This window comes from Nonomuraea sp. NPDC049152 (assembly GCF_040648355.1).
In the GTDB taxonomy this organism is placed as follows: Bacteria; Actinomycetota; Actinomycetes; order Streptosporangiales; family Streptosporangiaceae; genus Nonomuraea.
Genome location: NZ_JBEZDO010000007.1, coordinates 32,766 through 42,979 on the forward strand (window position 1 = coordinate 32,766; position 10,214 = coordinate 42,979).

Annotated in this window: 14 protein-coding genes; 6 read left to right on the plus strand and 8 right to left on the minus strand. The window is 65.5% G+C overall.

Translation table 11 applies throughout. The annotated features are described in order from the left end of the window. Positions 1-67: 67 nt before the first annotated feature. From AB0B45_RS15060 to AB0B45_RS15085, 6 genes are read right to left on the minus strand one after another with little or no spacing between them, the layout of a single operon-like run. Positions 68-190 carry a hypothetical protein gene (locus tag AB0B45_RS15060; RefSeq protein ID WP_327089209.1) on the minus strand — a complete coding sequence of 41 codons (123 nt, stop codon included), beginning with the start codon at positions 188-190 and terminating at the stop codon, positions 68-70. Beyond that, the gene (locus AB0B45_RS15065) at positions 187-363 is read right to left on the minus strand and encodes a hypothetical protein (RefSeq protein ID WP_358130375.1); all 177 of its coding nucleotides are present in this window, start codon (positions 361-363) and stop codon (positions 187-189) included. The genes AB0B45_RS15060 and AB0B45_RS15065 overlap by 4 nt, the downstream gene beginning before the upstream one ends. Before the next feature lie 15 nt (positions 364-378). Next, entirely contained in the window at positions 379-660 is a 282-nt protein-coding gene (locus AB0B45_RS15070; protein WP_358130378.1) for a hypothetical protein, read from the minus strand. Between the two features lie 15 nt (positions 661-675). Continuing rightward, a complete protein-coding gene (locus AB0B45_RS15075) occupies positions 676-1,308 on the minus strand; it encodes a DUF2637 domain-containing protein (protein WP_358130380.1) in 633 nt (210 codons plus the stop codon). A 14-nt stretch (positions 1,309-1,322) separates the two neighbouring features. After that, positions 1,323-2,702, minus strand: coding sequence for an FtsK/SpoIIIE domain-containing protein (locus tag AB0B45_RS15080; RefSeq protein ID WP_358130382.1), 1,380 nt, complete (start codon positions 2,700-2,702; stop codon positions 1,323-1,325). Next, complete coding sequence (locus tag AB0B45_RS15085) at positions 2,699-3,037, minus strand: hypothetical protein (protein ID WP_358130385.1); 339 nt, start codon at positions 3,035-3,037, stop codon at positions 2,699-2,701. Before AB0B45_RS15085 ends, AB0B45_RS15080 begins: the two co-directional genes overlap by 4 nt. Before the next feature lie 124 nt (positions 3,038-3,161). Here AB0B45_RS15085 and AB0B45_RS15090 point away from each other — a divergent pair, with 124 nt between their 5' ends. The 3 genes from AB0B45_RS15090 to AB0B45_RS15100 all read left to right on the plus strand — a co-directional run bounded on the left by AB0B45_RS15090 (position 3,162) and on the right by AB0B45_RS15100 (position 5,417). Then, positions 3,162-3,530 (plus strand): GntR family transcriptional regulator, encoded by a 369-nt coding sequence (locus AB0B45_RS15090; RefSeq protein ID WP_358130388.1) that lies wholly within the window; start codon positions 3,162-3,164, stop codon positions 3,528-3,530. A gap of 556 nt (positions 3,531-4,086) precedes the next feature. Continuing rightward, the gene (locus tag AB0B45_RS15095; RefSeq protein ID WP_358130390.1) at positions 4,087-4,827 is read left to right on the plus strand and encodes an AAA family ATPase; all 741 of its coding nucleotides are present in this window, start codon (positions 4,087-4,089) and stop codon (positions 4,825-4,827) included. Further along, on the plus strand, positions 4,824-5,417 hold the full coding sequence (locus AB0B45_RS15100) for a guanylate kinase (RefSeq protein WP_358130393.1): 594 nt from the start codon (positions 4,824-4,826) through the stop codon (positions 5,415-5,417). The genes AB0B45_RS15095 and AB0B45_RS15100 overlap by 4 nt, the downstream gene beginning before the upstream one ends. 510 nt (positions 5,418-5,927) lie before the next feature. Here the strand turns inward: AB0B45_RS15100 and AB0B45_RS15105 are convergent. After that, a complete protein-coding gene (locus AB0B45_RS15105; RefSeq protein WP_358130396.1) occupies positions 5,928-6,227 on the minus strand; it encodes a hypothetical protein in 300 nt (99 codons plus the stop codon). A gap of 164 nt (positions 6,228-6,391) precedes the next feature. Here AB0B45_RS15105 and AB0B45_RS15110 point away from each other — a divergent pair, with 164 nt between their 5' ends. The 3 genes from AB0B45_RS15110 to AB0B45_RS15120 all read left to right on the plus strand — a co-directional run bounded on the left by AB0B45_RS15110 (position 6,392) and on the right by AB0B45_RS15120 (position 8,620). Then, on the plus strand, positions 6,392-6,631 hold the full coding sequence (locus AB0B45_RS15110) for a winged helix-turn-helix domain-containing protein (RefSeq protein ID WP_358130399.1): 240 nt from the start codon (positions 6,392-6,394) through the stop codon (positions 6,629-6,631). 11 nt (positions 6,632-6,642) lie between these two features. Then, positions 6,643-7,116 (plus strand): NUDIX domain-containing protein, encoded by a 474-nt coding sequence (locus AB0B45_RS15115; protein WP_358130402.1) that lies wholly within the window; start codon positions 6,643-6,645, stop codon positions 7,114-7,116. Between the two features lie 508 nt (positions 7,117-7,624). Then, positions 7,625-8,620 (plus strand): EVE domain-containing protein, encoded by a 996-nt coding sequence (locus tag AB0B45_RS15120; RefSeq protein ID WP_358130403.1) that lies wholly within the window; start codon positions 7,625-7,627, stop codon positions 8,618-8,620. Here AB0B45_RS15120 and AB0B45_RS15125 read toward each other — a convergent pair. Continuing rightward, on the minus strand, positions 8,598-10,154 hold the full coding sequence (locus tag AB0B45_RS15125) for a protein kinase (protein ID WP_358130405.1): 1,557 nt from the start codon (positions 10,152-10,154) through the stop codon (positions 8,598-8,600). The two genes, AB0B45_RS15120 and AB0B45_RS15125, sit on opposite strands and share 23 nt — an antisense overlap. Positions 10,155-10,214 lie beyond the last annotated feature (60 nt).

A 10,214-nucleotide genomic window follows, 5' to 3' on the forward strand; every position in this document is an offset into this window, starting at 1 on the left:
TCGGGATGGCCCCCGACGTGACGGACGTCTTGGCGGATGTGTGGTCACGCCGGGGGCACCGAAGGCATCAGCAGTAGCCGTGGCCTTCGCAGTGCGGGCAGTTGTCGCCGTAGCTGTCGATGCCGGTCCCGCCGCAGGTGCAGCACTGGTGCCGGGGCGGTGCGGCGGGCGGGATGGGCTCTTCGCTCATGTGACCCACCTCCCTCGCGTGGAGCGGTCGGGGGCGGTGTTGATGAACACGCGCCAGGTGTACGGTCGGCCGGTCTCCAGCAGCGTCGAGACGGAGCCGACGGGCAGGACGGCGCGGATCTGGCGGATGGCGTTGGCGAGTTCGGCGTGGGTGCCTTCGATGCGGATACGCATGGATTTCTCCTGTTGTCAGGCGGAGCGGCGGGCGCGGGCGGCGGACAGGATGGCCACGGCCCGGTATTCCACGGGGCCGAAGGACCGGACGGCTCGGTAGTGGTGGAAGGAGTCCTCCACGGGGGTGACGCCGAGGGCGGTCGCGGCCTGGTCGACGAAGGCGCGCATCTCCTCGTCGGTGCCGGGGGTGGGGAAGGTGTAGACCTCGATGGGGTCCGGGGTGGGCAGGTCGGGGTTGGCTTCGAGGAAGGCGGCGAGGTCGATCAGGCCGTTGATGAGGTCGTGGCAGGGGATCACGGCGTGCTCCTTCGGTCAGGCGGTTTCGGGGCTGTCGCGCAGGGTGCGCAGCAGGTCTGAGGCGAGTTGGCTGGATACGCCGAGCCGGGCGCGCAGGGTGTCGCGGGTGATGGGCTTGCCGTGGCGTGCCTGGTGTTCCTGGGCGACGCGGCGGGCGTAGTCGAGCAGTTCGGCCACCGGTCCGTTCTGATCCGGTACGGCGAGCGCGGTGGTCTCTGGAACGGCACGCGGGACGGGGACGAGGTCGGAGGACGGTTCGGGACGGGGTTCGGAGGCGCGGCGCTCCAGCATCGAGACCGCGACGAGGAAGGCGCTGGCGGGTGTGGCGGCGGTGATCCACCCCCAGGGCGACGGTTCGGCTTGGGCGAGGTTGGCGGCCAGCGACAGAACGATGCCGCTCGTCAGGACGAGGGTCGGCCAGGAGATCCAGCCGTTTCGTTCCCGTCCGTTCTTGCGGTCGCGCTGCCGTTCTCGGGCGGCCATGACGCAGGTGAGGTCGACGCAGACCGCTACCGCCCAGGCCATCCAGCCCGTCTGTCCGTGCTCGGTGGCGGTGTCGCGGATGTGGGTGAAGCTGCCCGCTCCGGCGATCAGAGCGAGGATCAGCACCGGCGCGGTGTCGGCCAGGCGGGCGGCGTCGGGGGTCATCGGGAGCGCTCCTTTCAGGCGGCCAGCTCGGGGTTGCCGCTTCCGGGCAGCTCGTGGCCCAGCCCGCTGGCGGCGACCTGAGCCCAGGACGGGGTGAGGTCGGCGAAGGTGTGCGCGGCTCGTTCGGCGGCTTCGGTGGAGACGTAGCCGGAACGGGCCCGGTACCAGCGGCCATCCGAGCCGGTGATCACAGCGACACCGGGCATCTCGGGGGCGATGGAACGGGCGGCGACCAGGGCGTCGGGGTCGAGATCGCCGAGAGTCATCACCGCGGTTTCGGGATCGTTGACGCGGTGGCAGACACGTCCGCCGATCTGAGCCCGCAGCGCGGTGACACCAGGGCCGAGGTCGGAGCCGATGCGCTGCCCGGACAGGAGCAGGTGGATGCCGAAGGCGCGGCCGAGTTGCGCGATGCGCAGCAGGGCGGTTGCCGTACGGGTGACCTGGTCCTTTTCGGCCTTGTCCGCGGTCAGGAAGAGTTCGGCCAGCTCGTCGATCAGGATGACGACCGGGATGGGGCGCAGGGCGTCGGGTAGCTGCCAGATGTCGCGCACGCCGTGCCGGCGGCAGGCCAGCATGCGTGAGCCCATGACGGTAATGAGGTCGGCCAGCAGGTCGAGGCACTGTTCGCGGGTGGTGGCCAGCGCTGACAGTCGGGGTCCGTAGACCGACAGTTCGACGCCGCCTTTGAGGTCGAAGCCGACCATGGCGACCGGTTGCGGGGACAGTCCGACGATGAGGGCGTTGAGCAGGTTCGACTTGCCGGATTGGGTGGCGCCCGCGTTGATCCAGTGCGGGATGAGCCGGAAGTCCATCCGCCAGGCTGCGCCGGTCTCCAGCACGCCGACGATGGGACGCAGCAGGTCGTCGGCGGACCAGCCGCCTGACGGCTTGGCCGGGGGTATGGCCGGAGCGACATGAGTCAACGGATCCTGGGTGATGCCTTGCAGGGTGACGCGGCCAGGCCGGGAGCCGACGACACGGACCGCCTCGATGCGCCAGGCATGCGCGAGGCGCTCGCACACCTTGGCGTAGTCGTCGGGGACCTGGCCGTCGAGGAGGTGGAAGGTGATGCGGAAGCCGTTCCGTGTCGGCTTGGGCAGCCCCATCCATGGCTTGGTGTCGACCGCAACCCGCTGGAAGCGGCGCTTGACGCGGACGACGCCGGTGGAGGCGACCAGGCCAGGGATGGTGGTGAACCACCAGCGCCGCCGCTTCTTGGTGAGCCCGCACCCGGAGGCGACGTGCCGCCAGGACCAGCGCAGCCACACGGCCTTGCGCGGGAAGACGAACAGGTACCAGTAGGAGACCGGCGCCCAGCGCCGCCACAGGATCAGCAGGAACAGTGCGGCGAGGGCCTTGATGGCGGGATGGTGAATGTCGATGTCGATCACTGGCCCGCCGCCGTTCTTCCGGCACCGGCCGGGATGAACGTCTGCGCTCGGTAGGAGATGCCCCACCGGCCGCCGGCCTCCCAGACGTAGCCGAGCAGGCCCACGGGGACGACTTCGTCACCAACGTTGACCTGTGGTTCGGGAGTCGTGCTGACTTTGACGAGCTCCATGCGGCTGGACTCGTCCTCGAACAGCAGCGTCAGTTCGTACATGACGTTGCCGTCCTTGTCGCGCTTGATCTCGCCGGTGTCCTTGCTGACCAGGCGCGGCTTGGGGGCTTTGACGCAGGTGATCTGGAGCTTGGTGACGTCGACGGGGATGGGGATGGTTCGCATGATCTTTCCTTTGATTGGGGGATGCTTAGAAGACATGGAACGCTTGGAATTCTAAGTTGTCAAGGCGTTCTTTGACCGCTTGGTTGCGGTGTGCTCAACTTGGGAGGAACTGAGGAGGGCGCAGATGGTGGAGAAGTCCGGCCGACCGGCCTACTTGCAGATCGTCGACGACCTGAGCGAGCAGATCCGCCGCGGGACGTTGGCGCCTGGCGCGGCGCTTCCCTCCATCGCCCAGCTCGGCGAGCGCTACGACGTGTCGGCCAGCGTGATCAAGTCGGCCATCAGCGTGCTCCGCACTCAAGGCCTGGTCGTCGGCCAGCAGGGCAAGGGCGTGTTCGTCAGCGAAGCCCAACCCGCGGCCGGCCCCGCCGAAGACCTCGACGGTGAAGTCCTGGCCCAGTTGGCCGAGATGCGCCGCACCCTCAAGGAATTGGGGGATCGGCTTGCGGCTCTTGAGTCGGCGGTGTTCCCAAAGCCGAAGCGATCTCGCTGACTCGACAGGTCAACTCCTCCAGCTCTGCCCTGATCTCAGCCAGTTCCCCGATGATGCGGTACCGGTGCGACTCCATCGCCATCTCCTTGTGTTTCGCTCTTTCGGAGTGGCTTAAGTTCACCGTGACCAGCGGGTTTCCGGTATCACGCGGATCTAGTTAAGCTTCTTCAATTCGACTCAACGGCATTTACACGTCTGTTTTCACATGCACGACCGGCACACCGCGCACCGCCCCCCAGTGTGAAGGCGAAGGTATGCAATGAAGACGACCCAGCGAACCGGCTGGACCCCTTCCCGCCTGCGCGAACACCGCGAGGCGCACGGACTCACCCTCGAAGCCGCAGGCGAGCGGCTACGTGAGGCCGCGGCTGGGCACGGCTTGGCCGTCCCGGCGGCCAACTTCCAAACCTTGTGGGGACACGAGCAGGGAACAGTGTTTCCCGGCCCGCACTACCGACGCGCTTACTGCCTGCTTTACCAGGCCAGCGAACCTGAACTAGGTTTTCGTCCAGCTTTGCCCGGTGAATCACAGAAAGCGGAAATTGTGATTTCTGAATTGCCTCCACCGGCAGACCCCGCCGCGGACAATGTTGCCGCCCAGGTCATCGAGGAAGCGTTCACCAGGGTCTCCATCGGCGGCATCGAACCGGGCGACTCGCCACAGGCTCTCCTCCGCAACCGCGTGGTCGACGCCTGGCGCCGGCGACACGGCGGAGGCAGCCCCAAGCCGATCCTCGTCCTGGTCGGCGGATACGCCGGATCAGGCAAGACCGAGTTCTCCCGCTTCCTGTCGGACATCACCGGTTGGGCGTTCCTGGACAAGGACTCCCTCACGCGGTGCATCGTCGAACGGCTCCTGATCTCGCTCGGCGGCAACCCCAACGACCGGCACACCGACCTGTACCTCAAGGAGGTCCGGCCGCTGGAGTACCGGTGCCTGATGGAGACCGCCTGGGACAACCTCAACATCGGCACCTCCACCATCCTCTCTGCGCCGTTCATCGCGGAGCTGAAGGACGAGGCGTGGTTCACCCGCCTGGAGAACCGGTGCGCGGCCAAGGGCATCGACGTCGCCGCGATCTGGGTGCGCTGCGATCCCGAGTCCATGCGCGAGTACATCGAGTTCCGCGGCGCCGCGCGTGACGCGTGGAAGCTGGACAACTGGGACCAGTACGCCGAAGGGCTGGCCGTCGACAGCAGCCCGCCCACCGCGCACATCACCATCGACAACCGGCTCGGCGCCGCCATCAGCCTCGCCGACCAGACCCGCGAAGCGCTCAAGCGGATCCTCGCGTGAGCCTGCAAGGGATCATCTTGTACGGCCCGCCCGCCAGCGGCAAGGACACCATCACCGCCGCCCTGCACCGCCTCGACCCGCGGTTCGTCCTGCTGCCCAAGCTCAAGGTCGGCACCGGACGCGCCGCAGGGTACGAGTTCGTCACGAGCGACCACCTGGACAAGCTCCGCAGCCAAGGCCGACTGCTCGTCGAGACGCGTCGCTACGGCAACGTCTACGCCATCGACCGCCAAGCGATCGAGACACGGCACGCCGCCGGCTACGTGCCCGTCGTCCACATGGGCAACATCCCAGACCTCCGCCAGCTCCTCGACCGAGTCCCCGACTCCTGGCTTCGCGTCCTGCTGTGGGTGCAGCGCGAGGTGACCGAGCAGCGTTCGCAAGCACGTGGGGACACCGACACCACCAAGCGCCTGGCCGCGTGGGACGAGACCGTTGAAGACCTCGGAGCGAACGCCGACGCGGGCTTCTTTCATCTGCGTCTCCACACTGACCAGCTCAGCCCGGACGCGGCGGCGAAGGAGATCATGAGCGCGTACGACCGTCTGCGGACGGCCGGGTGTCCTCACGAGGAGGGTTCCCACCCCTGAGCCGCGCCGCGACGTCATCCGGGATCAGATCGAGCCGCCACCAGGTGCCGCAATCCCCGCACCGCGCCCCGTCAGCGACGGGGCGCTGAAAGGTCCACTCGACATTGAGGTGCCGGCAGCCGCGGCCTGTCCCATAGCTCTTGGCGCAGCGCTCCGGCGTCACGGAGGACTCATCCACTGTGACGATGACCGGCGCGTTACCCCGCTCCCTACCGCAGGCTGGACAGGTGAACACCTGGGACATCGTCAGACGCTCTTCGAGCTGCTGCTGCTCCTCGATGAGCAAAACCAACTCATACGAAGAGTCCGCGATCAAGTACCGCTTGAGACCCGCCCCCTCCTCAGACGGGGCCAGAGACCGATCAGGGTCACGGCAGGCCGAGAAGCCTCCCCATTCACGTGTAGCCGTGACCCAGCCGTCCACGTGAAGACCGCCGGCCGTAGCGCTCCTGATTCGTGCGGTTGCCGCCACAGTGTCTCTCCTCCCTACCGACACTCCCGGGCGAGGCCTCAGGCCGCTCGCCCGTCGAGAATCGCCGCCCACAGTCGCAGCGCTTCGGCCGCACGCAGCCACGAGGTCTCACGCACATTCACTGAGCCGTCTTCACGCTTCAGGCGCCGCACGAACAGGACGCCCGCCGCGGCGCACAACTCGTACACCGTGTTGCGACAGCCGCAGGTGTGCGCCCGCACACGCACCCGCTCACATCGAAGAGTGCTCTCGTACCAGGCAACAGGTTCGCAGTCCGCGCGCCTCGGCGCCGGATGGGTGCCGTGATACGGCGCGAGCTCCACGTCTTGCCTGAGCATGGCTTCTCCCCTGCCGCTCATTGGGCTGCTATGACTAGGCCGCCTCGATACAGCGGGGCGGCACATCATGCAGGAAGAATAACTCTCCTGTACATCCCTGTCCATGCCATGGCATGCCATGAGCTGCCTGATAGTGTCTGAACAGGGCTTTCTATGGTTAGACTGTGATCGACTTCGAGCCGGATCGTCCCAGGTGGGAGCAGATAGCCGACGTGCTACGCGCACGGATCGTGGACGGCACCTACCCGCCCAAGCATCTGCTATCCGAAGTCCAACTCATGCAAGAGTTCGGGGTCGCACGCGGCACCATCCGCAAGGCCATGCAGCGACTCCGCGACGAGAGCCTGATCTACACCGTGCCCAATCTCGGCAGTTTCGTAGGCCTGCCGCGGCCTACCGAGTAGCGTCACAGGGCGTGTCACGCCGCATCGACTTCTACGACGATCCCAACGCGCCCGTCCCCAACAGCCTCGTTCCCTCCGTGAACGTCATCGTCCGCAACGAGACCGGCGACATCCTCATGATCCGTCGCTCCGACAACGGCAACTGGGCTCTGCCAGGTGGAGCCATCGACCTTGGTGAATCACTGCCTCAAGCCGCAGTCCGTGAGACGTACGAAGAGACGGGCATCACCTGCACCATCACGGGTCTGTCGGGCATCTACACCGACCCACGTCACGTGATCCTCTACACCAGCAACGGCGAAGCACGGCAAGAGTTCTCGATCGTCCTCACAGCACTCGCGATCGCAGGCGCGCCGAGACCCAGCGATGAATCCCGCGAGGTCCGATGGCTCAGTCCTGAGACGATCATCGGCTACCAGATGGACAAATCCATGCGCCTGCGCCTTGCTCATTACTTCGAAGGCAAGGCGCCTCACATCGGCTAGGCCGCTGGCTTGGCCGCGGTGGATGAGGACTTTCTCCACGTCTTCAAGGCCGCCCGCCTGCGGCGGTCGGCAGCGCGTCAGGCGGTCCGCTGGCCGCGCTGCGGCTCTTCGGCCGGTCGCGGCCAGCACCGCCCACGCGCTACAGAGTCGCAACGAGCACATGACGATCGATGCCCATTTCGATGCGCTTTGGCGGGCCGGCGAAGGTGAACCTGTTCACCGAGCTCCGAAGTGGTCGAGGCCGTGACGATCGCTGACTTCGGCACTCAGCGTATGCGGTCAGGGCGATCGGCTGCCGCGAACCGACTTCGTCGGTCCTTGCCACTGAATGGCCTTGGCTGGCGACGTTGGGGGTGTACCCGTCTATCCCACCAAGATCAGAAAGCAGCTTACATGCTCGTCATCAAGGCGCGCCGCAGGCCAGGGCTCGATCATGTCACAGGACTTTCCCGAAATAGTCGAATACTTGTTGCCCAGGGCCTACTCTGCTGGTACCCGAGGAGGCACCTTGAGTCACAAGTACTGGTTGGCGGTATACACCGAGAACACCTGGAACGAGTTCATCGCTCACGGTGCTGATGTGGCCGGATTCCCCCTGCGCCGTCGCAAGAGCGTGCGCGCCATGAAGCGGGGTGATCATCTGGTGTTCTACGTCAGGGGCCTGAAGCGGTTGGTTGGCATCGCAGAGATCACCGGCGGACCTTACGAATCCGACGAGCAGATTTGGGCCAGCGGAGACTACCCGCTCCGAGTCGGGGTTGACCTGAGCGTGCAAGCTTCCAGCCCCGAGCAAGGAGTACCGATCACTGAGCTTCTCGGCGAGCTTGAGCTGTTCGAGCGGCGCGGCGACCTGGGCTCGTGGGGAGTGCGGCTTCGAGGAACCCCGAAGGTTCTCTCTGACCCGGATGGCCAGGCGATCTTGGCGGCGCTTCATAAGGCCCTATCGGGTTCAGCGTCAACACTTCACACGGAGGCCCAATACCTGCTGCTAAAGCTTGGCGCGGACCTCGGCCTTGATGTGTATGTGGCAGTAAATGATCGCAGCCGTTTGTACGGTGACGTGCCACTCGGTTCTATGCCGAGGGTTGTGAATTCCTTACCCCGGTCGCTGCCCGGCAAGGCCGCTGAGGTGGTCAAGTATGTCGACGTGCTCTGGTTCGAGGACGATGCGGTCGTCGCAGCGTTCGAGGTGGAATGCACCACCGACATCAGCCGAGGCTGGGGGAGAATGGCGGATCTTTTGGCTTGCCAGCCAAACCTAAACATCCCCCACTTCATCGTTGCTCCCGGAGAGCGGCGCGAGAAGGTTCGTCGTGAGGTCAATCGTCCGGCTCTACGCCGTCTCGGCTCAATAGGACTCCGACAGGAGTATGTCCGCTATATACCCATTGAGGATATGCGAGTAGAAATTCTTCGTTTGGGGTCCAAACTTCGCGGGGCTGGGCGGGCCTGGATTCTAGATCGTATCAGCGAGGAAGTTGTTACCCGTTCGCGAGGTATTTGAGCATCTCCGCTATTTCCTGTGTTTCTTCATGGCTTGGTCCGTAGAGAACGCGGAGGTCGTCGAACAGGGGGTTCAGTACCTCGCGTGCCGCTACGACATTACCCTCGCTGGCGAGGAGCGTCCCGATGCTGCGCCGGACCTCAATGGCGGTTTGGGAGATGTCACTCTCCTTCGCGCTGACCAGACTCAGAACTTCGTGGTACTGCCGGAGCGCACTAGTGACGTGGCCGAGTTCCGCGCGGCAGTCGGCCGCGTGGCGGCGGCAATCGATGACGTTGTTGCCAGTGGGTCCTTCAGTGGCCTCATAAGCCTGATTGAGGTCGTCGAACTCCGGTAGCGATCGGCGATAATCGCCGCCGACGAACAGAATCGCGGCCCTCTTCTTGCGCAGGGCGAGGACTCGTGGATGACGGGCCCCAAGAGCGGCTGAACCTGAGTCGATCACGTCCTGGAGGGCGTCTGCTGCCTGGACGTAGCGCTCGTCGTCAAGGAGCTCGGTGACCTTACGGTTGGCTGCGGCGACAGCATCCTTGAAGTTGGTGTCGGCCACCCCACCTGGAGAAAGAGCAGGTGCTGGCTCGGGGACGCTGGAGGCGGCCTCGGGCAGGCGTGGGGCGTTCGGGCGGCGATACATCTGGGTGGGATCCGGACATCCGGCGAACTGATGACCGCTCTGTGGCGCGGGTGATCCCGGTGGAGGTAAGAACGGCAGAAGACTGACGTAGGCCGCGTAGGCATCCGACGGACGCTGCTCGGGCTTCTTGGCCAGCAGGTCGAGAACAAGCTTCTCCAGGTCCTTCGGGACTTCGGGGCGTAACACGCGAACCAGCATCGGCTGGGAATGGCGATGTTGCTCGACGAAGTCGTCCTCGGTGGGGCCGTCGAAGACCGGCCGACCGGTGAGCAGCTCATAAAGGAGGCAGCCGAGAGCGTAGAGGTCGCTCTGAGGGGTGATTTGGCGGGCCCGGGTCTGCTCGGGCGACATGTACTGGAAGGTCCCCATCGGGATGCCGAGCCTGGTCAGTTGCGGCACATCGGGGCGGAGGATCGCGGCGATGCCGAAGTCGAGCACCTTAACCGTGCCGTCCGCGCTGACCAGCACATTATCGGGCTTGAGGTCGCGGTGGACGACGGGAATGGCGTGGGCATGGGAGAGCACGGTGGCGATCTGTGCGGCCATCGCCGCCGCCCAGGGGATCGGCAGGAGAGCGCCTGGACTGACGTAGGAACGCAAGCTGGTGCCGTGGATGTACTCCATGACCAGGTAGAGCTGGTCATAGGGCTCTTCGAGGACGGCGTCGTAGACCTGGGGCACGCCATGGTGGCGAATGCGCGCGGTGATGCGGGCCTCACGGCGGAAACGGTCGGCAAGCTCCTTGGCATCTCGTACGGACGTGACCACGTCTGTTCGGATGACCTTCACCGCGACCTCACGGTCGAGCACGGCGTCGTAGCCGCGCCAGACCGTGCCCATGCCGCCGGTACTGATCTTCTCGGTCAGCTCGTATCGCCCGGCGACGGGTTCAATCGACACGTTGTCTCCACGAGTCGTCCTCAGCACGTTTGGTGATCAGTGTGACCATGGAAGAGCTCG

Bases quoted from the DNA above. Each gene is read 5' to 3' on its own strand.
- AB0B45_RS15060 (WP_327089209.1), bottom strand. From the start codon at position 190: ATGAGCGAAGAGCCCATCCCGCCCGCCGCACCGCCCCGGCACCAGTGC.
- AB0B45_RS15065 (WP_358130375.1), bottom strand. From the start codon at position 363: ATGCGTATCCGCATCGAAGGCACCCACGCCGAACTCGCCAACGCCATC.
- AB0B45_RS15075 (WP_358130380.1), bottom strand. From the start codon at position 1,308: ATGACCCCCGACGCCGCCCGCCTGGCCGACACCGCGCCGGTGCTGATC.
- AB0B45_RS15085 (WP_358130385.1), bottom strand. From the start codon at position 3,037: ATGCGAACCATCCCCATCCCCGTCGACGTCACCAAGCTCCAGATCACC.
- AB0B45_RS15090 (WP_358130388.1), top strand. From the start codon at position 3,162: ATGGTGGAGAAGTCCGGCCGACCGGCCTACTTGCAGATCGTCGACGAC.
- AB0B45_RS15105 (WP_358130396.1), bottom strand. From the start codon at position 6,227: ATGCTCAGGCAAGACGTGGAGCTCGCGCCGTATCACGGCACCCATCCG.